This is a genomic window from Dysgonomonas sp., from assembly GCF_035323175.1.
Lineage (GTDB): Bacteria > Bacteroidota > Bacteroidia > Bacteroidales > Dysgonomonadaceae > Dysgonomonas.
In genome coordinates this window covers 19,662-46,133 of the sequence record NZ_DAOKYH010000009.1, presented here as the reverse complement: position 1 = coordinate 46,133, position 26,472 = coordinate 19,662, and the positions used below count along the sequence as shown (strand labels likewise).

The 26,472-nt window shown below is 38.8% G+C and carries 25 protein-coding genes, 1 other RNA gene and 1 pseudogene; 14 read left to right on the top strand and 13 right to left on the bottom strand.

Features of this window, described 5'->3' with window-relative positions:
- The first annotated feature begins 3 nt into the window (after positions 1-3).
- From PKC55_RS11570 to rnpB, 4 genes are all read left to right on the top strand, one after another.
- Entirely contained in the window at positions 4-546 is a 543-nt protein-coding gene (locus PKC55_RS11570; protein WP_291028946.1) for a DJ-1 family glyoxalase III, read from the top strand.
- A gap of 79 nt (positions 547-625) precedes the next feature.
- Positions 626-1,318 carry a DedA family protein gene (locus tag PKC55_RS11565; protein WP_135103443.1) on the top strand — a complete coding sequence of 231 codons (693 nt, stop codon included), beginning with the start codon at positions 626-628 and terminating at the stop codon, positions 1,316-1,318.
- Positions 1,319-1,415: 97 nt separating this feature from the next.
- Positions 1,416-2,732, top strand: a complete 1,317-nt coding sequence (locus tag PKC55_RS11560) for an NAD(P)/FAD-dependent oxidoreductase (protein ID WP_291126063.1) — start codon at positions 1,416-1,418, stop codon at positions 2,730-2,732.
- 59 nt (positions 2,733-2,791) lie between these two features.
- An RNA gene (rnpB, locus tag PKC55_RS11555) (RNase P RNA component class A) lies at positions 2,792-3,150 on the top strand.
- A gap of 149 nt (positions 3,151-3,299) precedes the next feature.
- Here rnpB and PKC55_RS11550 read toward each other — a convergent pair.
- The 3 genes from PKC55_RS11550 to PKC55_RS11540 form a co-directional block, all read right to left on the bottom strand.
- The gene (locus PKC55_RS11550) at positions 3,300-4,622 is read right to left on the bottom strand and encodes an ABC transporter permease (protein WP_291126065.1); all 1,323 of its coding nucleotides are present in this window, start codon (positions 4,620-4,622) and stop codon (positions 3,300-3,302) included.
- The gene (locus PKC55_RS11545; RefSeq protein WP_291028949.1) at positions 4,619-5,530 is read right to left on the bottom strand and encodes an ABC transporter ATP-binding protein; all 912 of its coding nucleotides are present in this window, start codon (positions 5,528-5,530) and stop codon (positions 4,619-4,621) included. The genes PKC55_RS11550 and PKC55_RS11545 overlap by 4 nt, the downstream gene beginning before the upstream one ends.
- A gap of 82 nt (positions 5,531-5,612) precedes the next feature.
- Positions 5,613-7,292 carry a PNGase F N-terminal domain-containing protein gene (locus tag PKC55_RS11540; RefSeq protein ID WP_291126071.1) on the bottom strand — a complete coding sequence of 560 codons (1,680 nt, stop codon included), beginning with the start codon at positions 7,290-7,292 and terminating at the stop codon, positions 5,613-5,615.
- A 221-nt stretch (positions 7,293-7,513) separates the two neighbouring features.
- On the opposite strand from PKC55_RS11540, the gene miaB reads away from it, so the two are divergent.
- The 8 genes from miaB to PKC55_RS11500 all read left to right on the top strand — a co-directional run bounded on the left by miaB (position 7,514) and on the right by PKC55_RS11500 (position 13,760).
- The gene (gene miaB / locus PKC55_RS11535) at positions 7,514-8,884 is read left to right on the top strand and encodes a tRNA (N6-isopentenyl adenosine(37)-C2)-methylthiotransferase MiaB (protein ID WP_135103435.1); all 1,371 of its coding nucleotides are present in this window, start codon (positions 7,514-7,516) and stop codon (positions 8,882-8,884) included.
- Positions 8,885-9,105: 221 nt separating this feature from the next.
- Positions 9,106-9,309, top strand: coding sequence for a hypothetical protein (locus PKC55_RS11530; RefSeq protein ID WP_006844524.1), 204 nt, complete (start codon positions 9,106-9,108; stop codon positions 9,307-9,309).
- The gene (locus PKC55_RS11525) at positions 9,299-9,679 is read left to right on the top strand and encodes a phage holin family protein (protein ID WP_135103434.1); all 381 of its coding nucleotides are present in this window, start codon (positions 9,299-9,301) and stop codon (positions 9,677-9,679) included. Before PKC55_RS11530 ends, PKC55_RS11525 begins: the two co-directional genes overlap by 11 nt.
- Entirely contained in the window at positions 9,666-10,034 is a 369-nt protein-coding gene (locus PKC55_RS11520) for a hypothetical protein (protein WP_324373103.1), read from the top strand. The genes PKC55_RS11525 and PKC55_RS11520 overlap by 14 nt, the downstream gene beginning before the upstream one ends.
- A gap of 114 nt (positions 10,035-10,148) precedes the next feature.
- Positions 10,149-11,300: a DUF362 domain-containing protein gene (locus PKC55_RS11515; RefSeq protein WP_291126073.1), complete on the top strand. Its 1,152-nt coding sequence runs from the start codon at positions 10,149-10,151 to the stop codon at positions 11,298-11,300.
- Entirely contained in the window at positions 11,301-12,053 is a 753-nt protein-coding gene (locus PKC55_RS11510; protein ID WP_291126075.1) for a DUF6599 family protein, read from the top strand.
- A gap of 124 nt (positions 12,054-12,177) precedes the next feature.
- Positions 12,178-13,155: an aminodeoxychorismate synthase component I gene (locus tag PKC55_RS11505; protein WP_291126077.1), complete on the top strand. Its 978-nt coding sequence runs from the start codon at positions 12,178-12,180 to the stop codon at positions 13,153-13,155.
- Complete coding sequence (locus tag PKC55_RS11500; RefSeq protein ID WP_291126079.1) at positions 13,152-13,760, top strand: aminotransferase class IV; 609 nt, start codon at positions 13,152-13,154, stop codon at positions 13,758-13,760. The genes PKC55_RS11505 and PKC55_RS11500 overlap by 4 nt, the downstream gene beginning before the upstream one ends.
- A gap of 1 nt (position 13,761) precedes the next feature.
- Here PKC55_RS11500 and PKC55_RS11495 read toward each other — a convergent pair whose 3' ends face one another.
- The 3 genes and pseudogenes from PKC55_RS11495 to PKC55_RS11485 form a co-directional block, all read right to left on the bottom strand.
- On the bottom strand, positions 13,762-14,037 hold the full coding sequence (locus tag PKC55_RS11495; RefSeq protein ID WP_283686918.1) for a DUF4884 domain-containing protein: 276 nt from the start codon (positions 14,035-14,037) through the stop codon (positions 13,762-13,764).
- Between the two features lie 44 nt (positions 14,038-14,081).
- A pseudogene (locus PKC55_RS11490) lies at positions 14,082-15,194 on the bottom strand (THUMP domain-containing protein); the annotation flags it as partial.
- Positions 15,195-15,218: 24 nt separating this feature from the next.
- Complete coding sequence (locus PKC55_RS11485; protein ID WP_291126081.1) at positions 15,219-16,769, bottom strand: glycoside hydrolase family 10-like protein; 1,551 nt, start codon at positions 16,767-16,769, stop codon at positions 15,219-15,221.
- Positions 16,770-16,857: 88 nt separating this feature from the next.
- Between PKC55_RS11485 and PKC55_RS11480 the strand changes: the two genes are divergently transcribed.
- Positions 16,858-18,099: a metallophosphoesterase family protein gene (locus PKC55_RS11480; RefSeq protein ID WP_324373099.1), complete on the top strand. Its 1,242-nt coding sequence runs from the start codon at positions 16,858-16,860 to the stop codon at positions 18,097-18,099.
- Positions 18,100-18,101: 2 nt separating this feature from the next.
- Positions 18,102-18,701: a ribonuclease HII gene (gene rnhB / locus PKC55_RS11475; protein WP_283686922.1), complete on the top strand. Its 600-nt coding sequence runs from the start codon at positions 18,102-18,104 to the stop codon at positions 18,699-18,701.
- A 3-nt stretch (positions 18,702-18,704) separates the two neighbouring features.
- On the opposite strand, the gene gldH is transcribed toward rnhB, so the two are convergent.
- The 7 genes from gldH to PKC55_RS11440 all read right to left on the bottom strand — a co-directional run bounded on the left by gldH (position 18,705) and on the right by PKC55_RS11440 (position 26,438).
- The gene (gldH, locus tag PKC55_RS11470; protein WP_291126083.1) at positions 18,705-19,205 is read right to left on the bottom strand and encodes a gliding motility lipoprotein GldH; all 501 of its coding nucleotides are present in this window, start codon (positions 19,203-19,205) and stop codon (positions 18,705-18,707) included.
- A complete protein-coding gene (locus PKC55_RS11465; RefSeq protein ID WP_291126085.1) occupies positions 19,171-20,718 on the bottom strand; it encodes a PSP1 domain-containing protein in 1,548 nt (515 codons plus the stop codon). The genes gldH and PKC55_RS11465 overlap by 35 nt, the downstream gene beginning before the upstream one ends.
- A 58-nt stretch (positions 20,719-20,776) precedes the next feature.
- The gene (gene holB / locus PKC55_RS11460) at positions 20,777-21,904 is read right to left on the bottom strand and encodes a DNA polymerase III subunit delta' (RefSeq protein WP_324373096.1); all 1,128 of its coding nucleotides are present in this window, start codon (positions 21,902-21,904) and stop codon (positions 20,777-20,779) included.
- A gap of 172 nt (positions 21,905-22,076) precedes the next feature.
- Positions 22,077-23,027: a methylenetetrahydrofolate reductase gene (locus PKC55_RS11455; RefSeq protein WP_291126087.1), complete on the bottom strand. Its 951-nt coding sequence runs from the start codon at positions 23,025-23,027 to the stop codon at positions 22,077-22,079.
- A 5-nt stretch (positions 23,028-23,032) separates the two neighbouring features.
- Positions 23,033-24,370, bottom strand: a complete 1,338-nt coding sequence (rseP, locus tag PKC55_RS11450; protein ID WP_135103413.1) for an RIP metalloprotease RseP — start codon at positions 24,368-24,370, stop codon at positions 23,033-23,035.
- Between the two features lie 17 nt (positions 24,371-24,387).
- The gene (locus PKC55_RS11445) at positions 24,388-25,536 is read right to left on the bottom strand and encodes a 1-deoxy-D-xylulose-5-phosphate reductoisomerase (protein WP_291126090.1); all 1,149 of its coding nucleotides are present in this window, start codon (positions 25,534-25,536) and stop codon (positions 24,388-24,390) included.
- 29 nt (positions 25,537-25,565) lie between these two features.
- The gene (locus tag PKC55_RS11440) at positions 25,566-26,438 is read right to left on the bottom strand and encodes a murein hydrolase activator EnvC family protein (RefSeq protein ID WP_135103411.1); all 873 of its coding nucleotides are present in this window, start codon (positions 26,436-26,438) and stop codon (positions 25,566-25,568) included.
- Positions 26,439-26,472: the final 34 nt, after the last annotated feature.

The window sequence follows — 26,472 nt, the reverse complement described above, 5'->3', positions numbered from 1 at the left end:
GATATGAAAACTATATTTTTATTTCTGACCACAGGATTTGAAGAGATCGAAGCTCTTGGAACAGTCGATGTTCTTCGCCGTGGAGGTTTGGATGTGAAAACAGTTTCGTTGACTGACAGCAAACAAGTGGTTGCCAGTCATCAAATACCTGTAATAGCCGATCTGATGTTCGACGAAGTTGACTTCTCTAAAGCAGAAATGCTTGTTTTGCCCGGAGGTACAACAAAATTCAACGAACACGAGGGCTTGAAAAAAGAACTACTCGCTTTTGCCAACAAAGGTGAAAAGGTTGCTGCAATATGCGCTTCACCGATGGTCTTAGGAGGCTTAGGTCTTTTGGAAGGGAAGAGCGCAACAGCCTATCCCGGATATGAACAATACCTGAAAGGAGCTACATTGCAAACAGAAAAAGCTGTTGTAATAGACGGAAATATAACTACCGGAAGAGGTCCCGGACTGACTATCGATTTTGCGCTAAGCCTTGTTGAACAATTGGCAGGAAAGGCAAAGAGAGATGAAGTCGCAGCCGGCTTGTTGGTTCAGTGAAAAATTTAATGGGAAATGATGAGGTGCGAATCTCATCATTTCTCGTATTACCATAAAAATTAAGTAACACAACATTAAAATGGAATTCTTACACGAAGTTTGGAACTTCTTTCTTAACCTGTTAAGAGATACAGGCGGAACATTAGACATGCTGGTAACTGAATATGGCTTATGGGTATATGCCATTTTGTTTTTGATCATTTTCTGCGAAACAGGTTTGGTTGTAACACCATTTTTACCGGGTGACTCTTTATTGTTTTTAGCGGGAGCTATCGCTGTACGTCCCGACAATCCGCTACATATCTATTACCTTGTGGGTATACTGATTGTAGCAGCTGTTATAGGAGATGCAGTAAATTATTCGATAGGTCGTCTCTTTGGAGAAAAGCTCTTCAGCAATCCCAAGTCGAAGATATTCAAGCAAGAATATCTCGAAAAAACAAACAAGTTTTACGAAAAACATGGAGGCAAAACCATCATCCTTGCCCGCTTTGTGCCTATTGTTCGCACCTTCGCTCCTTTTGTTGCAGGTATGGGCAAAATGAGCTATAAACATTTCTTCTCTTACAATGTTATAGGAGGTATAGCATGGGTGGTTATCTTTTGTGCTTTAGGTGCTATTATAGGAAGTAACGAATGGGTAGAAAAAAATCTCGACAAAGTAGTCATTATTATTGTTGTCGTATCTATTCTTCCGGGTGTTTACGAAGTAGCTAAGGCTAAGTGGGAATCAAAAAAGGAAGCGAAAGCTAAAGCCAAAATAGGAAATTAAGAAAGATAATTAAATTTATCTTTATATATAAATAAAACCACCTTACTGATCAACTCTTATCAGTAAGATGGTTTTTTAATTTAAATATATCTATAATATGATTATAAAAGCAAACTTGCCCGACTCCGGAAAGAAGAAACGATTGGTTATTATCGGAGGAGGCTTTGCCGGACTCGAACTTGCAAAAAGAGCGGATAAGAATCAATATCAGGTAGTACTGATAGACAAGAACAATTACTATCAGTTTCAACCTCTATTCTATCAGGTAGCTATCGGAGGATTAGAACCTAGTTCGATATCTTATCCATATAGAAAGAACTTTCAGAAAAATAAAGACTTTCATTTCAGAATGTGTGAGGCTTTAAGTGTGAATACATCTGATAAGAAGATTGAAACAAATATCGGCATCATTACATACGATCTTTTAGTTATCGCCACAGGATGTGATACAAATTATTTCGGGAATACAGATCTAATAGAAAACACATTCTCTCTAAAATCTGTATCTGAATCACTCTTGATGAGAAACAGGATATTACTAAGCTTCGAGGAATCTTTGATCACAACAGACGAAGAAAAACGAAAAGAACTGTTGACGTTTGTTATCGTCGGAGGAGGTGCAACAGGAGTTGAATTAGCCGGAGCATTGGCCGATATGAGAAGAACTGTTTTGCCGAGAGACTACCCGGAAATAGACTTTACTAAAATGGAAATCCACTTGGTAAATGCAGGCTCTCGCCTATTGGCAGGCATGTCGGAACAAGCATCCGAAACAGCATTAAAAACATTACTAGACAGAGGTGTTATCGTATATCAGGAGAAATCGGTAAAATCGGTAGAAAGCCCTTATGTGAATATTGCTGACGGCACTCAAATACGTTCACGTAATGTATTTTGGGTGGCAGGGGTTAAGCCAAATAGCTTAGCAGGTCTTGACGAAACGGCATACAACCGAGGACGTTTGGTTGTAAACGAATACAATCAGGTAAATGGCTATAAAGATATTTTCTCAATTGGCGATACCTCTTTACAAACATCCGAAAGTTATCCGATCGGTCATCCTCAGGTAGCCCAAGTAGCCCTACAGATGGCAAAGCAACTAGCCAAAAATATCAATAAGGGAGAATCTGACAATTGGGATAAATTTGTATATGTAGACAAAGGCTCATTGGCTACCATTGGACGTAATGCTGCTGTTGCCGACCTAGGGAAACTCCGCTTTGGAGGCTGGGTTGCGTGGTGGTTGTGGCTATTGGTACATATCCTTTCTATTGTGGGAATGAGAAATAAGGTTTCTGTATTCATCGACTGGGTATGGAGTTATCTGAATTATGATGTTTCGCTACGTCTACTAATTCGTCCTAAGTTCAATGAAATGTATAAGGATAAGAGAACTAAACAAAGCAACGAATAAACCCAAACTTACAGCAGTAAGATATATTCCAAGAAAATGAACTATCTTTGCATCAAATTGCAGTAGGTCGGTTTGCCGCTGGCTGCCGCAAGGCAGAAAGAGGAAAGTCCGGGCAACACAGAGCATCGTATTTCTTAATGGGAAGCTGTTCGCGAGGGCAGAGTTAAGGTAACAGAGAACAACCGCCCCTATCAGGGGTAAGGGTGAAAAGGTGAGGTAAGAGCTCACCGGTCTGTATAGCAATATACAGAGCCGTACCACTTGCGAGTTGTAAGACCATGTATACCGGCGCATGTAGGGCTGCTCGTCCGATGCCGGGGGGTAGGTCGCTAGAGCCTGTTGGTGACATCAGGCGTAGATAAATGGCAAGCACTCTTCTTGAAGAGTACAGAACCCGGCTTATAGACTTACTGTATTTTTATTTATTCTAAGTAAAGGGCGATTCTTGTCCGGCTTTTGCTTTGTTATATCTTGGGAAAAACAGTCTAAGGAAAGTATTAGCAATAATAAAAAAACAATCCTGCCAAAATAAATATGACAGGATTGCTTCACTAAACTTATCTTAAATTACTTATATCTCAACCATTTAAACATTTCGGCAAAGGTTACTTTCTTACCATACATCAGAATACCGACACGATAGACCTTTGCAGCCAACTTAACCATTAATATGGCGGTTACATACAGCACAACAACTGACAAGACTAACTCCCATATAGATATTTCGAACGGAGCACGTACCATCATCACGACAGGTGCGGTAAATGGTATGATCGAACACCAAAAGGCCATCGCGCCTTCAGGATTTTGAGATGCTGCAATACCTGTATAAAAGGCTAATAATAATATAATAGTCAATGGCATCATCAACTGCTGAGCCTCTTGCGAATCGTTAGCAGCAGACCCAAACATGGCATACAAAGAGGAGAAAAGAAGATACCCTCCGACAAAATATAATATAAGGCAGATTCCGACCTGCAGCCAGTTGACGCCCAATATACCATTAACAGCAGAAGTAATCTCCGAGTTATTCTGTGCCATTGCATTTATTGCCTGTTGAGCCTCCATTGTAGCAGTGGTATCTACACTTGTCCCGAGGAATATTTGCATAGCAACAAGTGCGCCGCCTCCTATAACAAGCCAGATAACCAATTGTAGCAAACCAACTAATCCAACTCCGACTATTTTGCCCATCATCAGATCTAAAGGTCTAACGGATGAAATAATCACTTCAATGATGCGGTTTGTTTTCTCTTCTACAACACTTTGCACCACCATTTGCCCATACATCATGATAAAGAAGAACATACACAATGTAAGTCCCATCCCTACAAAAGATGCCGCCTGACCAAGTGTCTCGGTCTTCTGTCCGGCTTCGTCGAGACGGATAGTGGAAACATTAATATGATCTTTCGATTTCAATATTTGTTGCAGATCTGTAACAAGTTGTGGTTCGATATTACTTCTTTGGGTAAAATCGTCTATCTTTTTATTTCTAACAGCATCCGTAAGTATGTTGTTGATATAAACAGTCAATTCACGAGGAGGCTGCTGCTTTTCGGAATAGAAAGTTGCTGCATTCGGATTTACACTCAGATCTTCCGATATCTCCAATATGGCTGTCCGCTTATCACTCGGCTTACTATCGCTATCCGATAATTTAACAAACTCATAGTTCTTCGACGACTGAAACAAACCAAAGTAAGAACCTGTATGATCGATTACATACACTTTGTTTATGTCATCATTGCTACTCAACATCATCAGCAACCCAGGAATAATAGACACTCCCAAGAATAAGAACGGGGTTAGCAACGTTGTCAAGATAAACGCTTTGGTTTTTACTCTCGAGGTAAATTCCCTATGTATAATTAGCTTTAATCCTCTCATTGTTTTGTCTCTGATACGATTTGTATAAAAATATCATTCATCGAAGGCAATACTTCTTCAAAAGTCATCACTTCATAGCGTTTGGCTATCTCTTGTATCAACTCTGAGTTGGAAGCCTCATCATTACGCTGAATGAGTAATTCCGTAATATTACTGTCCGTTGATTGCGATAATATCGAAAAGTGAGAAGATTCCAGATCAAAAGTTTCACCCACAACCTGAAGTTTGAAGATATGCTTTCTGTATCTTGCGCGTATTTCTTTCACATTCCCATTCAATACAACCCTAGATTTATTTATCAGAGATATTTCGTCACACAATTCCTCCACCGATTCCATATTATGAGTCGAAAGAATTATTGTTTTGCCTTTGGCTTTCAGATCTAACAGCTCTTTCTTTAACAATTCTGTATTCACAGGATCAAATCCGCTGAAAGGTTCATCAAGAATATACAAATCGGGCTCATGTATGACGGTAGCAATAAATTGTATCTTTTGCTGCATACCTTTCGACAGCTCCTCTACTTTCTTTCCTTGCCAGGATAGTATATCAAACTTCTTTAGCCAATATTGAGTTTTTTGTACTGCGTCTTCTTTCGAGAGGCCTCTCAATTGTGCCAGAAAAATAATATGCTCTCCAACTTTCATTTTCTTGTACAAGCCTCTTTCTTCGGGGAGATAACCGATATTGAAAACATCATCGGCTACCGACACCCTTCCATTTATAAAGACTTGTCCTTCATCGGGAGCAGTTATCCTGTTTATTATGCGGATTAGCGAAGATTTGCCTGCACCATTAGGCCCCAGTAATCCATAGATACAACCTTTTGGCACTTGTACGCTTACGCCATCGAGAGCTCTATGACTACCATATTGTTTCACCACATCGTGGGCTTCGAGATAATACATATTCTATAGTATGGTTTATATTCTTTTTATATTAGTCGCACCAAAAACATAAAAGTCACAGAGCTCCGAAAATATTATAGTCTTATTTCTTATCGCCCACTAATACTCCAGAGATACACCAATAGCTAAGAGCGCTACCTTCAGGGTCTCCCACAGGTATAGCCACCTTCAGTTGGTGTTCACCTGCCTTCACATCCCCAATGTGTATAAACACAGGGTAACTCACTGTACCCGGACACCAACCCGAACGACTCAGGTCGGATGACGATAAGCCATTTGCGAAATTACCCGAAGCCGGATTTAACTCTCTATAGCTACCGCAATCTTCGCGCCAAGGGGTATAAGCGATCAAGCGAGAGCCATCCATAAATATCTCGTTAAGCTTCGGATTAAATTCGTCTCCTCCACCCCAGCCGCCATGGCCTGTAGATATATAGCGGATATAAGCATCTTTGAGGTCTACATCTGTTTTGAAGTTCACAGTCAGAGAATCGTTGCGGAACAATCCGTCAGGATAAGCCTGTCCTGCCATCTCCATAATATTTGTAGTTGTAAACAGAGGATATACTTCTTTCTCTGCCCGCTTATCATTGGGATAATACTTAATCTTTAAAGAAACATTGTGTCCGTTTTTCGCATAATTTCCTATCCATGCACCTACCCATACTTCATTTTTCAGATACTTGGCATAGTCTGTAATTTCTTGTTTAAACACCACAGAGTCTGGCCAATTATATTCAGCTACCTCAATATGGTTATATCCTTTTACTCCGAATGAAGTATAAAAACGCATCAACTCGAGAGGCGGCAAATAATCTTCTGTAGCAACCATTCCCTCATACGATTTTCCATGTTTATCAGTATACTGAGGTAATGCCTCTCTTCCTTTTAGCAATCCATCCATAAATGATTGCTTCTTATCGGCAGGCACGATAAAGACGCTTCCTGTACGGTCATAAGCGTCCCCTTCAGAGTGTTGGGCTAGCTCAGCAAAAATAGAATAGCTACTATTATCCGCAGGAAGTTTCACTTTTTTCAGAACAATAGAACCATTGGCAAATTGCATTATTTCTGTATCGTTCAACTGCTCCGGCTTAGGAATATCCCTAAAGTATATACTCTGATTGTTAAACACATCGGCTACAATAACCTGGCTTTGCTGTATACGGTAATTATAGGCAGGAGCTGTTAGTTTATCCCCTTTAAGTACAGGTTTTACATTCACTATTTCTTTTAGCAAATCAATCTTTGTTGCTTTTTCTTCATATTGTCCGTTTCTTACTACCTTTAGCACAACACCATCCGGAAAACCAACACCGGGTTGCATAGATCCTTTGACTCCTAATTGAGTTGTATACCATATTTCTATCGTATTAGAATTAATAACAGTCTTTGCTTTTTTGCAGAGGTAGCCGGCAATAGTTTCTGTTTCGGGCAAAAATTCCAGTTTATCATTTAATGTAAATGATCGGGTTGTATAAAACTCATTTCCATTTGCCAACTTTGCGGTTTTCGTTTCTTCATTTGTTGCATAATCAAGATAGGTGTATTGTACCGGAGTACCCTCTTGCACTTCGGCATATTTACGACTTATTTGCACATCAGTTCCGCATATCTCTACGATGGTATTTGATCCTTCGTAGGCTTTACCATTCATACTTGTCTGATAGGTGATACGCACTGTTTTAAAATCTTTCTTAGGTTGAGCATTCATTACAAATGCGAGAAGTAATAATTGGAATAAAAATAGGTTCCTTTTCATAAAATATATTTTAGATAAAAGAGTTTTTAGGTCAACGGACAAAGATAAAGATAATCGCGGATTGATTAAAAAACATTCAAATATTTAACGACCATTCTTTAGACATTCCCTTAAAAAGCACAAAACAAATAAACAATTCCATTTTTCTTCGTATTTTTGCCAGCCAAAGATGTTTTGAGACTAAATCATCGAAGCTTAATTACATACTAAAATATATTTCTATGAACAACGAGAAAGGACTGGACTTTAAATCCACGATTTCAACCGAAGACAAAAAACTGTTCATCGAAACCTACGGCTGTCAAATGAATGTAGCAGACAGCGAGGTTGTTGCATCCGTAATGCAAATGGATGGTTATATCATGACAGATAAGCTGGAAGAAGCTGATGCTGTTTTTGTAAATACATGCTCGATACGTGACAACGCCGAGCAAAGAGTTATTCAACGTCTCGACTACTTCAACGCCCTTAAGAGAAAGAAGAAGCCAAATATGATTATTGGTGTTCTGGGTTGTATGGCCGAACGAGTAAAAGAAGAGCTACACGACAAGCATCATGTAGATGTTGTAGTAGGCCCCGATGCCTACCTCGACCTGCCTAATCTGGTAGGAGCTGCCGAAAATGGCAACAAAGCAATCAATGTTCAACTATCCAAAACCGAAACGTATAAAGATGTGATCCCTCTACGTATTGGAGGAAACCACATTTCGGGCTTTATATCCATCATGCGAGGATGCGATAAGGTATGTTCGTATTGTATAGTGCCTTATACAAGAGGTCGTGAACGAAGCCGTTCGCCACAGAGTATCCTTAACGAATTGGAAAATCTGCGAGACAAAGGATTTAAGGAAGCCACATTATTGGGACAGAATGTCAACTCATACCGCTTTACAAACGAAGACGGTAGCATTGTAGATTTCCCCGCACTATTGGAAATGACAGCGAAAGCTGCACCCAAAATGCGTATCCGATTTACGACTTCTTATCCGACAGATATGACGGATGAAACACTAGAAGTGATAGCAAAATATGATAACCTGTGTAAGTTTATCCATCTACCTGTGCAATCGGGAAGTAGCAAGATGCTAAACGTGATGAAGAGAAAATATGATAGAGAGTGGTATCTGAACCGTATCGAAGCGATTAAACGCATCATACCGGGATGCGGCATATCTACTGATATCATGTGCGGTTTTCACTCCGAAACGGAAGAAGATCAGCAAGAGACTCTATCACTGATGCGTGAGGTATGTTTCGACTCAGCGTTTATGTTCAAGTATTCGGAACGTCCGGGAACATACGCTTCAAAAAAATTAGAAGACGATATACCTGAAGATGTTAAAATAAAACGTTTACAGGAAATTATAGATTTGCAAAACGAATGCTCTCTTGAAAGCAACAAGCGAGATGTAGGCAAAGTATTTGAAGTACTTGTTGAAGGATTCTCTAAACGTTCGAGAGAACAACTTTTTGGACGAACATCCCAAAACAAAGTTGTTATTTTTGACAAAGGAAACCATCGTATAGGAGACTTTGTTACCGTAAAAGTAACAGGAAATACTTCGGCTACACTATTCGGCGAAGCGATATAAGAATGGAGCTAATAGTTATTTTTACTGAAAAATATTTTCGATATTTCAAAAAATAGCTATATTAGCTGTCCTTTTAGGGAAAGCAAGAAGATTATTAGCGGTTTAGCCCGTATTATTTAGTGATCAATCCAATTTATAATAAAGTGTTGAGTTGATGAAATTTATTGATACTCTCACACGTTATTATATTAATGTAGAATTAATTTATAAAATAAATAATTATGAATAAAACAGGTTCGAACTTATTGTTCTTGGCTATAGGTGCTGCGCTAGGTGCAGCTGTTGGCTATGTTGCTGCTTCTGACAAAAAGGAAGAATGGCTGAAAGATATAAACAGCCTGGTAGACAAAGTAAAAGGAAATGTAAGAAACGCAGCCGGCAGAGGCAAACATAAACTGGAAGAATTAAGAGACGATGTTGAATAACTCCGAAGAAGAAAAAAGCTTAGGAATCTTAATTGAAGAAATTAAATTAGATTTATTAAGCTATATCAACAGACGTATCCGTTTGTTTAAACTGGATAGTTTTGAGAAGATAGGTTTATCTGCCTCCGGTCTGGGATATGGCTTAATAATAATAGCTATTGTGGCTGTTATTTTATTCTTCGGGCTTATTGGTATGGCTTTTTTTCTTGGAGAATTATTCAACAGCTTGGCTGTAGGCTTTGGAATCATGACTCTGTTTTCATTATTTGTTTTATTGCTTGTAGTTCTTTTTCGAAAAAAGATACAACAATCGATATTACAGAATACTATAAGATTTATGCGTAAAATAGATACAAATGATGAAGAGTAGATTGACACCATTAGAAGAACTGCGTCAAGAAAAAGAATTAGTAAGGCTTGAATGCAAGGAAGGTGAAGAACGTCTATCCGAACATTGGGCGTATCTTTCAGACAATGCAGGTTCATTGATTTTTCAAAGTACTATAAACTCTGTAATGAGCGTATTCGGTTTTGGAGGACCATCCAAAAGTAAAAAACGACAAGACGAAACTTCAACTTCAAGCGGTCTGCTTAGCGGATTAACCGCTTATTACCCCGTAATATGGGAAATTGTGCAGCCAATAATATGGCGGTTTGTAATAAAGAAACTAAAATCGATCTTCTCGGGAAAGAAAAAAAAGGAGAAGGATAAAGATAACGACTAAAATAAAACAGAAACAAGAAAGGAAATTCACCTTTCTTGTTTTTGTTTTTAGACTATTATTGGATATTAAATTATTTATTTACTTTTGATAATCAGTTAATTTAACCTTCGCACTATGGAAAGACGTAAATTCTTTAAGTCATTAGTTATGGGTGGTCTGGGTGCAACAGTTTCTCCTATCCTTAAAGCTGCCCCAACCCTCACCTCAACAGATATAAAGCCTGAGACAAATATAAAGGATGCCCTATCTATTCCCAGAACCGAATCTTCTATGCCGGGGAAATATCCGGGTAAAGTAGTCAGAGTCAATCATAGTTTAGCCGTTGCTGAAGGAAAGCCTTCGGAAGAAACCGTTTTTGAGATGCTTAAAGAATCGATGCTGAAACTTACAGGAGAAAGCGATCTCAACAAGGCTTGGCTACAGTTTGTCGGCAAAGATGACGTAATAGGACTAAAGGTTAATCCTGTAGCCGGAAAACTATTGACGACTTCGCATGCCGTTACACAAGCCGTAATAAAACAACTGGAAGATGCAGGCATATCCCGTAGCAATATGGTAATATGGGACAGGCGCGAAATGCAACTGCATGAAACAGGCTATACAGAAGAAAATTATCCCGGCATAACCATCACCGGTACTGAGTGTGAAGATGCTTCGGGCAGCTACTATAATAGCGAAGGTAAACTATACAGCGAAGAGCGTATCGATAAAGATCATTATTTCTACGCTGATGTAGAAGGTGAGTATGACGCTTATACAATGCCTTTCATGGTAAATGGAGGAAAATATTCTTATTTTACGAAGATCTGCACCCAAAAGGTAACAAAAATCATCAATCTGCCTGTATTGAAAAATGCAGGATCATCAGTTACACTTTGTCTGAAAAATCTTGCGTTCGGTTCTATTTCAAATACCGCAAGGCTCCACAAGGATTTGTGGCACGAAACTTCTGCCTATGTATGTGCCTTCCCGCCACTGCGAGACAAAGTTGTTTTGAATATTGTGGATGGGTTGATAGGTTGTTTCGAAGGAGGACCTGCAGCGAATCCTCAATTTATATGCAATTACAACACTATTCTGGTGGGAACCGATCCTGTCGCCGTTGACCGTATAGGACATGACATTGTGATAGCAAAAAGGATAGAAGAAGGCATCCAATCGGAAGATAAACCGGCTGCTCTCAAATTCATGCATCTGGCAGAAGAACTAAAGCTCGGGGTGGCAAACAGAAATAAAATAGACCTAACAGAAGTAAATCTAGCCTAGATGAAATACTTTTTCTTAACGCTTTTATCATTACTCCCACTTTTTGCAGTAGGGCAGTCGTTGTGGGATATCACGATTGAAAAGGAACGTACTTTTGTAGGGACAGGTCTCTATGGTTTTATGAATGGGGGTTCCGACTTATACCTCGAATATGGATTCGAAAAACTAACAACGAGAGATATAAAATACAAGGATGAGAAATATACAATAGATATTTATGAAATGTCGTCTCCCGAAAATGCTTTTGGTATATATTCCTTACATACATTCAAATGTATGAGAGCTGACACCCTCCGTTTTTTCAATTGCCTATCCGCATACCAATATCAAGCAGCAATTGGGAATAAATATGTTTCAATCGTTTTTCAGTCGGGCTCGAACAAAGCTAAAAGGAATGCCGATGAACTCTTGTATCTGCACGTAGATACGCTGAATATGAAAAGAATAGCTTTACCGTTAGAAATGACTAAAGAGATTCCTTATTCATCGTCTATAAAATACTTAAAAGGAAATCTGTCTATATCAAATGCCCAACCATCACTTCTGAAATGGATAGAAGGCATATCTTTCTCCGATATATGGCTCGCCTCGAAAAGCAATACTGTACTCATTTATCCAACTGATAATAAAAATATGGCGAAGCTAATAGAAAGAGTCCCAAAAGAAAATATACTCAAAATAGAAGATCAGTACGTTTACTTAAAATGTCCGAAGAAAGAGGATAGTAATGACACGGGGGTATTCGGTTTTTAAAATCACAAAAACCTCAAAACTTTATCTATATAGAAAGGGTTTATAATCTGGATACAGAGAAAGTGACAGATAAAAACAGGGTAAAAAGTGTTACTTTTGTTACTTTTTCATCAAAACCTGTTCTATGACAACGACAGTTATAAATGAGATAAGACATAAAATGAATATATATGGCAGAGAAGGGAAGCCATTCTTCTTTGCTATTAACTTTGAACAAACAGAAGGTTTATTTATCGATAATCCTTTGCAACAAACTGATGTTTTATTTCAGTTCTGCGGAAAAGGGAATGCTCCTGAACAAGAGGTTATAAAAAAAGTATCTTCATTCAATTACATCCCTATCCCCTATTCCGAGTACAAAAAGAAATTTGATATTGTACATAAAGGATTAAAAGAAGGATATTCTTATTTGACCAACCTGACAATAAAAACACCTGTTTCTTTTAATCTTAATCTTGAAGATATTTTCTTTCAAAGTAATGCTTGTTACAAAGTTTTATATCCAAATAAGTTTGTATGTTTTTCGCCCGAACGTTTCGTTAAAATAGCGGGGAAGACAATCTCAACCAATCCCATGAAAGGAACTATAGATGCAAACATCCCCGATGCCGAACAGATAATACTGAATGACCATAAAGAAACAGCTGAACATAATACAATAGTAGACCTTCTGCGTAACGATCTCAGCATCATAGCTGATAATGTAAGGGTAAACAGATTCAGATATATCGATCGTATCAGAACAAATAAAAACGATATATTACAGGTCAGCTCAGAGATAACAGGCACGCTACGCGAAGAGAATTATCTTAATTATGGAGATATTATCTTTGGCATGCTTCCTGCCGGGTCTATTTCGGGTGCACCGAAAGAGGCGACAAGAAGAATTATACAAGATGCAGAAAAAGAACCTCGAGGCTATTATACAGGAGTATGCGGATATTATGATGGAAACGAATTGGATTCGGCTGTTATAATACGTTATATAGAAAATGACGACAACCAATATCATTTTCGCAGTGGAGGAGGTATCACAGCCTATAGCGATTGTGAGGAGGAATATAAAGAAGTTTTAGAAAAAATTTATCTACCAATAGTATGAAGCCATCATTCTCTGAAGTAATAAAAATTTGTAATGGTAAAATTTTCAATCTTCCTGCACATATAGAAAGAATGAACTTTACGCTACAATCTTTTTTCGGTTCTACTATTCCATTTAGTTTGAATGATGAGCATATTCCTTTAGAATTCCGTGAAGGATTGGTAAAATGCCGTATTGTATACTCTCTTGAGAATCTGGAGATAGAATATTCTCATTATATATTCAGAGAAATAAACAGTTTGAAAATCATTCATGATAACTCGATCGATTACTCTTTCAAGTATGCGGATAGAACAGCCTTTGAGAAATTGATGGCACAGAAAGAAAATTGTGATGATATACTTATTGTCAAAAATGGATTTGTGACCGATACGTCATTCACGAATGTAGTATTCGAAAGTGATGAAGGTTTATTTACGCCTTCTACATACCTGCTACCGGGAACAAAAAGACAAACCCTTCTAAAAGAAAGAGTTATTAAAGAAAAGGTAATTCGGATCGAGGATATTGAAGACTATAGAAAACTGTACTTAATAAACGCAATGATGGGTATTGAAGATAATATCAGCATACCCATATCAAGTTTAAAGATAGATAGCCTGTAAATTACTTTAAAGTCAAATCTGCATCAATAACAGTTTGAACCGTATTCTTTGTTGAGTCGGTATTTATAGCCGTAATATTACCTTTACAGTTTGTAAAATAGACACAATTTCCTCTGTCATAGAAACGATAGACTTTACATCCATCATGTTCGAACAGATATGACACCTCATACGTCTTATTATTCTGAGAAGGGGCTTCTACTAACGGACGACCAGAATAACAAGATTGAAAACTAAACGCAAGTATCAAACCAAATAGACCGAGTAATGCTTTCATAATATTTCTATATTAAGTTAATCTTCTTTCTTCGGATACTTCTTTCCTGCAAATATATCATATTTACGGAACTCACATTGTAAAGAGCCATTTACCAGTTGGATTTTCTTAGAAGGCTTCAATCCTATTTTGTCAAAACACTCTTTCTTATAGCTGAGTATCCATGCCGAATAGCCCATAAAGACATGCTTCAACCGTTCACCTATATTTTCATACAAGCCGAACAAATCTTCGGGCTTTATCCTTTCTCCATAAGGAGGATTCGTAACCAAAATAGCATTCTCGGATGGAGCCTCTGTATAGCTCTCAAAAGGCATCACTTTCAGATCAATACTTTTATCTAATCCGGCATTCTTTACATTCTTCGCAGCAATAGCAATAGCCTCGGATGAGATATCCGAACCATATATTTTATACTTAAACTCCCGCTCTCCTGAGTCATCGTTATATATCGTTTCAAACAAGTCTGCATTAAAGTTTTTCCACTTCTCAAAAGCAAAATTCTGACGATAGATTCCCGGTGGCACATTCATGGCTATCATCGCAGCCTCTATCAGCAAAGTACCCGAACCACACATCGGATCTATAAAGTCAGACCCTCCGCGCCAGCCTGTTTTAAGTATCATACCCGCAGCCAGCACCTCGTTCAAAGGAGCTTCTGTTTGAGCAACACGGTAACCTCTTTTGTGTAAAGACTCTCCCGAACTATCGAACGAAAGGGTACACTTATCATGAGCTATATGAAAGTTAATTAACAAGTCGGGGTTTTCTACATTTACCGAAGGACGTTTCTCCGTCCTCTGCATAAAGTAGTCGGCAATAGCATCCTTTACGCGATATGCAACAAATTTGGAGTGTGTAAAGTAGTCCGAAAAGGTTATGGCATCTATAGCAAAAGTACTATCCTCTGTAAGATGTTCAAACCAGTTCATGGCTTTTACCTTCTTGTATATATCATCAGTCGTCTTTGCTTTAAATTCATAGACAGGACGAAGTATACGGAGAGCAGTCCGGCACTGTATGTTAGCCTTATACATTAAAGCAAGGTCGCCTTCGAAGGAAACCATACGCTTGCCTATCTCAAGATTGTTTGCACCTAAGCCTATTAATTCTTCGGCCAACACATCTTCTAGTCCCGCCATTGTTTTGGCGATCATTTTAAACTCTCTTTTTATCATCCTTTATAATTTCAACTTCTTAGATTTTCCTTTCGACTCATTATGGAAAGCATCTACAGCCGTTACAACATATTTATATTCTTTAGCTCCTCCTTCATAGGGGAGTACTATACTTTTCTGCCTTGTGATAGAAACAATATTCTGAGCATTCTCCAGGTTTTCCTTTTCTCCTTTTGCAAAACGATAGACAACAAAATATTGAGCTGTCTCCGGATCGTATTTATCTGACTTTGCATCCCATTGCAATGTATGAGTAGTTGCAGTAAACGACTCTTTCAAGTTACTCACCTTTTTGGGCTGCTTCTTGTACATATGCGTATATGCAGGGATAAGAGCGGGATATTTGTGATAATTAGATTGCAAACGGCTAGCTATTCCCTTATAGTTGTCCAATAGTTCATAAGCAGGCCAGAAACAATTTCCATGCACTGTGGTAAAACTGCGAGACAAAAGCATTTTCTCTGCCAACTGATTGTCTCCCGAAGGCTGAGTTGTAGCATCCATTGTTCTCTTTATATCCTGACCAATATATAGAGGTTGTCCGAAATTATTATTCGCCCACCATTCTATCAATGTTTTATAATCTGCAGCAGTATGTCCTATCTCCCAATATATTTGAGGCATATTATAATCTATCCACCCATTTTTCACCCATAGCTTAACGTCAGCATACAAGTCGTCATAGTTTTGTAATCCACTCGTATTACTTCCCGAGCCATCAGGTGTACTTCTCTTATTCCTATATATTCCAAAAGGGCTGATACCAAATCTCACCCATGGCTTTGTAGTCTGTATGGTATGCTTCACGTCTTGTATCAACAGATTCACATTGTTGCGACGCCAGTCTGCTCGCTGATTCTGAGAGAAGCCTTGCTGCCTACCGTATGTATTGAAGCTGTTATCATCAGGGAAAGATTGCCCTGCGACAGGATAAGGGTAGAAATAATCGTCCATGTGAATAGCATCTACCTCATAGCGCATGACTATATCTTTAACGACATCACAAATAAATTGTCGGTTGGCAGGAATACCCGGATCAAAATATATCTTATTGTCATATTTCACAAAACGTTCAGGATATTTATGATAAATATGATTTTTGGAAAACACATCGCTAGTTCCCGACGATACCCGGTAAGGATTCAACCAGGCATGTAATTCCATATTTCGCTTATGACACTCTTCTACAAGAAAGGCCAAAGGATCGAAGCCTCCATCGGGCGCTTTCCCTTGTATCCCTGTAAGGAAAGCACTCCACGGTTCAAGATCTGATTTGTAAAAAGCATCGGCATAAGGACGAGCCTGAAATATAACAGCGTTGATGCCATCCGCCTGCATTTGGTCTAATATATTTGTAAAGTATGCCTTCATCTGAGATGAATTCATAGTCTTATATCTCGATTGCCAAGCAGTGCTCAACCATGCGCCCCTAAACTCCCTTTTGGGATGGGATATATCGGAGAATTTCACACGTTGTTTCTGAGAACCGCAAGATGATAATAAAATTATAGTAATTGTTAGTATAGAAAAAAGAAGGGCTTTGTTCTTGTACATTGTAACATTATTTAATTATGCATCTACAAAAATAGGAATAATAACTAGAATAAATACTTTACTTTTGTCTATATCAAACGAAATTACAGTGAAATATCTATTATTTTATGTGCTTCTTTTTATTTCATCCTGTTCTATTGCCAAGGAGCCGTTAAGAATCGGAGTAATTACAGATACCCACTATCTGTCGGAACAATTGATGGAAGAAGGGCAAGCCTTAAATGATTATATAGCTTCCAGTGGCAAGAATATCAAGGATGTACCACAAGTTCTGGATCAAGTGCTAAATGAGTATCTTAACAGTGATATAGAAGTACTGCTTATTTGCGGCGATATCACCAAAGACGGAGAAAAATTAAGCCATCTTGACTTCCTGAAAAAGCTAAAACCGCTACAAGATAAAGGAATAAAAGTATATGTTATCCCCGGCAACCATGATATTAATATGCCAAATGCTTCGGAATATAAGGGAGACAAAAAGTTACCTGTAGCAAACATTTCTCCCGATGACTTTGCGTCGATCTACAAAGATTGTGGCTATAGCAATGCGCTGAAAAGAGATGATAATTCATTAAGTTATGTCGCTTCTCTCGATGATCAAACATGGCTTCTCGCCATAGACGCAGCCAGATATAAAGAGTATACAACAGGCAGCATAACAGCCGGAAAAATCTCTCCCGATACAGAAAGATGGATACTTGAGATTTTAAGAGAAGCTAAACAAAAGAATAAACAAGTAATAGGCATGATGCACTGGGGCTTTGCAGAGCATATCATGTATCAGTCTTCATTCTTTAAAGACTACCTTGTAGACGATTATCAAAGATTAGCAAACCTGTTTGCAGACAATGGTGTAAAAGCTATCTTCACAGGGCACTTTCATTCGAATGACATCACAGCCTTTACCTCCGACAAAGGCAATGTGATATATGATATAGAAACCGGCACTTTATCAGCCTATCCATTCTCTTATCGTTTTGTGGAACTAGATGCTAACGGTATGAAAATAAGAACTGAAAATGTGATATCAATCCCCGGCAACTCCAATCTGGCGGAAGAGGATAAACAGCGAATGCTTAAACTATCTACTGCCCTTGCTAAAAGTAAGATCAACAAACTAGGATATAATCTTTCGGAAGAAATATCCGGTCTCTTTGCCGATATAATAGGACAAATATTTATCAAACATGCTTATGGAGACGAAAAGGTTGACAAATCCTTAAAAGAGTATCTTGAAAAACTATCTGAAGCAACGGATATCCCAATCAATATGAATGAAATAGAGTTGGATTTCCCACCAGAAGATAATAACCTATATATTAAGTTTTAGAAATGTTGGAACTATCATTATATCCCGACCTAGTAGAAGCAGGATGTGACGAAGCCGGAAGAGGCTGTCTGGCGGGAGCTGTATTTGCAGCGGCTGTTATATTACCCAAAGGCTTTATCTGTGAAAAGCTGAATGACTCAAAACAACTGACCGAAAAAGAAAGGTATGCATTACGTCCACTTATCGAAGAGCAGGCTCTGGCTTGGGCTATAGGCATTGTGGATCAAAAGGAAATAGATGAGATCAACATACTGAATGCTTCGTTTCTTGCTATGCAACGAGCTGTAGCAAACCTAAAGACACGTCCACAACATTTATTAATTGACGGTAATCGCTTCCGCAAATACGAAGATATTCCACACACGTGTGTTGTAAAAGGAGATGGCAAGCTATTGCCTATTGCTGCGGCATCGGTATTAGCTAAAACATATAGGGACGACTACATGCTTAATTTACACAGAGAGTATCCGCTATATGATTGGGATCACAACAAAGGATATCCGACAAAAAAGCATCGTGAGGCAATAGACAAACATGGTGTCACACCTTATCACAGGCTAACATTCAATTTAACAGACAAGCAGTTGAAGTTAGACTTCTGATTATTAAGGCTTAGATATCTTAATGCCTACTTTCTCTATACCGGTCAAGGTCTGATCTCGCATACCGTGCTCTATCTTGATACGGTAGTTTCGCTTTTCCTTAAAGGTAATTTCTCCGAAAGGGAGAGAAGATTGATACAATGTGCCAAACCCAGATCCCTGCCATTTACCAAGTTTATCAGCCAGCAGAAATTCTTTAGATGTATCAACGAATACAGAGTCAGCATCGATATTTGACTGAACAAAAAACCAGATATTCTGATAAGGATAACTCACGCTATTGGTAACCTCTATTGTAAGATCATAAGGCTTATTCAGTTCAAAAAGCGTAGAATCTATATCAAACACAAGCGTATCGTTTTGTGCCCATGCCTCATCCTTCAGTTCATGAAAATGATAATATATCTCCTGCTTGTCACAGGAGATATTTATAAAGGTTAGCAACATAACACATAACGCAAAAAAAACTTTATGCTTCAGGCTTCTTCTGTTCCGAGTTTCCATTGCGGTTTGATCTGTTTCTGTTGTGTCTGTTTTTATTTTTATTCCGATTCGGGTTCGGATTTGAATTTTGATTCGGATTGGGATTACCCTGAGAATTGGTTTCAGCCTGTTGTTGCGGCCTGTTATTATTTCCTCCCTGAACTTTATTTATTTGAGGCTTACTATTCGGCTGATTATTGGCCGGCTGCGCATTTCCAGGTTTAGGATTCTCCCCTTTATTGTTTTTTACAAACTTCTTTTTCTTATTATTACGGTTATTGCCATTTCCATTATCATCAAAGCGATTGATATTTTCTTGCAATATATCATGTGAGGTTGGTTTCTCGGTTTGCTCTTGAGATTCCATAGCCAGATGCAGAGGTCTGTCTCCCCTCTTATTCATCCTTATAACATCAAAAACCCTGTCTTTAGGTAAAGAGATAAGGTTCGCCGCAAAATTCTTATCTGTGGAATAGGTCATTGTCCCTGAAAGTATGTCGGTCTTGAAATGATAATAAGACGAATCTTTTGTCTCAAGGATTACTTCGCGTGATGGCAATTTTCGTTGAGCCTCCACGTAAGTGTCTACCTCAAAATTGAGACAACATTTGAGTTTACCACATTGCCCCGCCAATTTCTGAGGATTTAGCGGAATATCTTGCAATCGAGCGGCAGATGTAGACACCGAGATAAAGTTAGACATAGAGCTAGAACAACAAAGTTCTCGCCCACAAGGGCCAATGCCACCCACTCTACCGGCTTCCTGACGTGCTCCAATCTGCTTCATTTCTATTTTCACACGAAACTCAGAAGCATATACTTTTATCAATTGACGAAAGTCGACACGCTCGTCTGCTATATAATAAAAAATAGCCTTGTTCCCATCTCCTTGATATTCGACATCACTGATCTTCATCGCAAGATTAAGCTCTTCGGCTATCTCTCTCGAACGAAGCATCGTTTTATGTTCTTTCGATTTAGCGTCTTCCCATTTCTCAATATCGTTTTGTTTAGCTATACGATAAATGCGCTTAGTCTCTCCACGATAGTTATTCTTTAGCATTTGAAGTTTCACCAGTTTGCCTGTAAGCGTTACTTCTCCAATATCGTGTCCCGGTGTGGCTTCTACAGCAACGATATCTCCTCTGAATAGTTCTATATTATTACTGTTGAGATAATAGCCTTTACGTGTATTTTTAAATTGAACCTCAACCATCTGCGATTCGCCCGGTATCTCCGGAAGATCTTCAAGCCAATTGTAAACTTCCAATTTGTTAGTACCGCTGCAACATCCGCCTTTTTTAGACTGACAACCGCCTCCCGATTGGCAACCACAGCCGCCTCCCGACTGACAGCCGCAACCTCCACCGGATTGACAACCACACGTTTTAGTTACCGCCTGCTTCTGCGATTCGCTAGTAGCGACTGTAACAAGTGCCTTTCGGTTTGCCCTGGCACAAGTACACCCTATCGGTGTTTTGCAAGTGCCCTGACAGTCCATGGCAGGATTAAATGTATTTTGATTTGAATCCATTGTTATTCATTTTAATTAATTAAGACAAAGCCCCTTTTCTAGCTTTGTGGGTTTATATTTATTGTTTAATCAGCATTGTTATTTTCAGACAAAGATCGAAAAACACCATCTTGGCGTTTACATTTTGTTCTATATGTCTTTCTGCCAGAGCCAGTTCATCCATAAAACCTACAATATTACGTTCATTGATAAACGGCGCAAAGCGTATTCCGAAATTAGCCTCATCCTGAGCTAAATAGGTAATTTCGGGCTGATGCAAGTTACTTACAAAATATTCGCGAACCATGCGCTGACTATATATCAGGAAGCTTTTTTGATTCTCCCGTCCTATTGCTGCCAATTCATTACCGATGGTTTTTATTTCCTTTATGTTACGAGCATAAGAAGCTCTCATCATCTGCACAAACAGATTGAAAAAAAACTTATGTTCTTCGTTCAGGCTGATCGTTTCCACAGCCTTCAGGTAACTACCTTTCGATAAATGTGCAACAGTAGTTGCATCATCAGGCAAGATATTGTATTCAGATTCGAGAGCCTGCACAATATCACTTTCGGCTACGCCATGCACATTGATACGCTGACAACGAGACTGAATAGTTGTTATAATATTATCCGGCGTATCGGATACAAGCAGAAATATAGTATTATCTGTCGGTTCTTCTATAATCTTCAGCAACTTATTTGCACAAGACTCATGCATCTTTTCGGGAAGCCAGATAATCATTATCTTATATTTAGCTTCATATATACGAAGGCTCAGCTTACGCAGAATCTCCTCGCTTTCCTTAGCATAAATAAGCCCTTGAGAGTTTTCGGCATCTATATGATCTAACCACTGGGTAAGGTTAAAATAATAGTTGTGTTGCTTTACAAATTCTCTCCAATCGGCTATATAATCATCACAAACCTCTTTTTTCTTCGCTGCTTTCTTTACGATAGGGAAAACAAAGTGAAGATCGGGATGAGTCAAATGAGCATATTTGACACAAGATGCACATTTTCCGCACGAATCGTTATCCGTCGGATTTTCACAGTTAAGATATTGGGCGTAAGCCAATGCTAAAGGGAATTTACCGACTCCCTCTGGCCCGCAAAAAAGCTGAGCATGGGGTATAAGCCCCTTCCTTGCCGATGTAACAAGCCTCTCTTTTACTTCACTCTGCCCTACAATATCTTTAAAAAACATTCTTTTTCAGTTATCTGTCACACATCAAAAGTAACAAACCTTTAGAAACATAAAAAATTAATATTCAAATATTTATTTTCAAAAGATGACAAAAGTGACAGAATAAACGTCTATTTTGTTGTTACTTTATTGTTACCTTTTTTATAAGAACTCTCTTATATAGAGATAAATTCTAGTAAATCTCTTTAGCAATACGTCTTACACTCTCCGTTGCAAGCAAAGAATAAAAGTGTATACTAGGAACTCCATATTCAATAAGCTCCTTAGACTGCTTAATACCCCACTCTATTCCAACTTCTTTTGCGTCGTCATCGGTCTTACATTTTCTTAGTTCAACGGATAACTCCTCTGGTATGCTCGAACGAAATATTCTTGGCAATACTTCCAACTGGCTCATCAAAACAATAGGCTTTACACCAGGTATGATAGGTTGCGTAATTCCTGCTTCTCTACACTTTTCTACAAATGAGAAATATTTCTGATTGTCAAAAAACATTTGAGTTACAAAATATTCTGCACCATTATCTGCTTTTTGCTTCATATAGAAAATATCGGATTCTGCGCTGACCGCATCTTCATGAACCTCCGGGTAGCATGCCATCCCGTAAGAAAAAGGAGTCGCATTTTTTTCGAATAAGCTTCCATCTGCCGCAATACCTTCATTGAAGTTATTCACCTGTAATTGAAGATCTGTAGCATATTCATTTCGGTTAGGATATATCTGCTCAGGCGCAAGTCGTTTTGTATCTCCTCTAAGCAACAGCAAATTTTGAACATGCAAAAAGTTGAGATCGATAAGCGCATATTCGGTTTCCTCCTGAGAGAACCCTTTGCATATCATGTGCGGAACAGCTGTCACATTGTATTTGTGCTGAATAGAAGCCGCAATAGCCACAGAACCGGGACGCTTGCGTATATTCACCCTTTTTACTGTACCATCGGGCATTTGTTGATCGAGGTACTCGCTATGGTGAGTTGTTATATTTATATACTGAGGATCAAACTCAATTAGCTTATCTATTATATTATATACTTTCTCTACATTGTTCCCCTTCAACGGAGGAAGAATTTCGAAAGAGAAAGCCGTTTTATCACTTTTATTGATTAATTCTGTAATAGTCATATTTTTTACTTGAAAAAGATTCTGATTATATCATTTCCATTTGCCACCACAAGCAAGAGCAATAAGAAAATCATACCTACCATCTGGGCTCTTTCCATAAACTTTTCGTTCGGTTGCCGTCTTGTAATGACTTCGTACAACAAGAACATGATATGGCCGCCATCCAGAGCAGGAATAGGCAATATATTCATAAATGCAAGAACGATAGATAGAAACGCAGTCATCGACCAAAAAGCATGCCAGTCCCAAGCGGGTGGGAAAAGGTTACCAATTCCGGCAAAGCCACTCAGATTTTGTACCCCTTTAGAAGAAAACACAAAACGCATCTGAGCTACGTAGCCTTTCAGCGTTTCCACACCAAGAACCGCACCTGATGGTATCGCTTTCAAGAAACTAAACTTATCTGTCTTAACTTCGTATATAGGACTTACACCACCTATCCCTATTTTATTTTCATCGTTTACCAAGACTTTCACTGTTGCGGTTAGTGAGTCTCGCATATAAGTGATTGCTATATGTTTTCCTTTATTTTCTTTTTTAGAGATTTCTCCCGAAAGCTGCATCCAAGATGTCACATTATTTCCGTTTACAGACAGGATACTATCCCCTTTTTGTAAACCGGCCGCTTTAGCAGCATCGGACACTGTATCCAGACGTGTTGATGTCCAATAATAATATGGAGGTTGCAGGTCTTCAGCACCAATAACATTTTCTGCAAATTTTTCGGGCATGGTCAAAGTCACCTGTTTGCCTTCGCGTTCTACAACAACCTGCTTCGCATCAAGGAATTGCATAAAGGTATTCATGTTCAACACGCCACTGCGGTTATTCATATCCTTGCCATCTATGCTAAGAATGATATCACGTTCTTGGTATCCGCCCAATTCTTTTGCCGTCTGAGAAAATGTCATGCCATTTTTCACCGACTTTACAGGGATATACGAGTCTCCCCACGAAAACAGGATTATTCCATATATGATTATTGCTAATATAAAGTTAAACAGCACTCCGCCAACCATCACCAATAGTCTCTGCCATGCCGGTTTGGAACGAAATTCCCAAGGCTGTGCAGGTTGCGCCATCTGTTCCTTGTCCATAGACTCATCTATCATTCCCGATATCTTCACATAGCCACCTAGGGGCAACCAACCGATACCATACTCTGTATCGCTGTTTTTGGGTTTAAATTTAAACAGCGAGAACCATGGATTGAAGAAAAGATAGAACTTTTCGACTCTTATTTTGAAAAGGCGGGCAAAAAGGAAGTGCCCGAACTCGTGTATAACAACAAGTATAGATAAACTTAATATTAGTTGTAACGCCTTAATTAAAATAGTTTCCATTAAAAATTATTATAGTGTTATTTGATAAACTCTTTTGCTATATAGCGAGCCTCTGTGTCTGTCTGTACATAGTCGTCATACGTTGGTGTATCTACAAAGCATACCTTCTGCATTGTTTTTTCTATCACGTCGCTCATTTCCAAAAAGCCGACTTTGTCGTGTAAAAATGCCTCAACAGCGATCTCATTCGCAGCATTCATTATACATGCCATATTTCCTTTGAGCCTTGCCGCCTCAAAAGCAAAAGCCAGATTACGGAATCTGTCTGTGTCGGGTTTTTCGAAAGTCATTGTTTGCAGCTTAAAGAAATCAAGCCTTTCAAAATTCGATTTTAAACGTTTGGGATAAGCAAGTGCATATTGTATAGGAAGGTGCATATCCGGCAAGCCCAGCTGAGCAATAATAGACGCATCTTCGAACTGCACCATAGAATGGATGATTGATTGGGGATGCACCACTACTTCAATCTGGTCGGGTTCGACACCGAATAGCCATTTGGCTTCTATCATCTCCAAGCCTTTGTTCATCAACGAGGCTGAATCGATAGTTACCTTTGCACCCATATCCCAGTTGGGATGCTTTAGGGCTTCTTTTTTAGTAACGCTTTGCAGCTGCTCTTTCGAATGTTTACGAAATGGCCCACCCGAAGCAGTTAATAATATTTTTTCTATTTGAGAATTCTCCCCATTCAGGCACTGAAATATCGCAGAATGCTCCGAATCGACAGGGAGAATAGGCACTTTATTTTCGATAGCCAGATTTGTTATTAATTCTCCGGCTACAACAAGAGTCTCTTTATTTGCAAGCGCAATCGCCTTTTTTGCTTTGATTGCATTTATCGTAGGTTTCAAGCCCGAATAGCCCACCATAGCCGTCAAAACCATATTGATAGGTTCGCTCTCCACCACTTGTGCGATAGCATCACATCCACACCAAACCTTTAGAGGAAGATCTGATAAAGCATCTTTTACATACGCATACTTTTTTTCATTGGCAATCACTACTACCTCGGGCATAAACTCCCGAGCCTGCGCGATTAGTAAATCTGCATTATTATTGGCTGTAAGTGCATATATCTCAAACTCGTCTTTGTGTTCCCTGATCACATCAAGAGCCTGTGTTCCTATAGAGCCGGTAGAGCCAAGTATTGCAATATTTCGTTTCATGTATATTCTATTTCTTGTCTGGGCTTTTATTAAAAAGCTATATAATCTTCAGGGTTTACAGGATTTCCTTTATACCAAAGCTCAAAGCCGAGAACTAAATCAGCATTGTCTTTAGCCTTGCCATCACCGATAACGGCAATCGCTTCTCCGGTACGAACTTTATCCCCTACTTTTTTTAGAAGTAACGTATTGTTCTTATAAATTGAGACAAACCCATTTTTATGTTGAATTTGCATAGTATATCCTGTTGTAAAATCATAACCCGAGAAAACAACTGTACCTTCAAGTACTGCCAAAACAGTTTCCTGAGATGCTACTTTCAGATTAATACCATATCGGTCGTTTGACGGATTAAATTTACTAATTACCAATCCTTTCAATGGCTTAAAGAAAACGACTCCTTCCATCGGTCCCGAAGCAGTAGGAGAGATAACGGATAAATTATACCGCTCTTTATCTTCATAGCGATCTACAAAGACTTTCTCTTTCTCTGTCCTTTTCAACAACGGATCATTTTCCGAAACGGATATCGTATCGGTTATTTTCACAGAATCAACATCCAGAACGCCGGTAAAAACATTCTTCAGGTTATTGATATATGCCTCCTGATAGTTGAGTTGTTGCTGTAGCGAATCAACCCTGATTGCAGCTCTCAGAGCCTTTTCTCTGACTTCAGCATCGAGATATCCGGGCAGATAATATCGTATAGGTGTAGCGATAATGAGAAACGAGGTAATAGTAACGAGAGATATAGCAAATAACAGAAACAACACACCTCCTGAAAACATGGATGCCTTTATGCTCCATACTTCCTCAAGTGTATTTTCGTTCATTACAGAAAGACGGTACTTGAAATGTAACCGCTTCCATATATCATGTTTGTTCTTTTTCTTCTTAACCATTCATTTTTTTGATCACGCTACTACTGATGGTGTG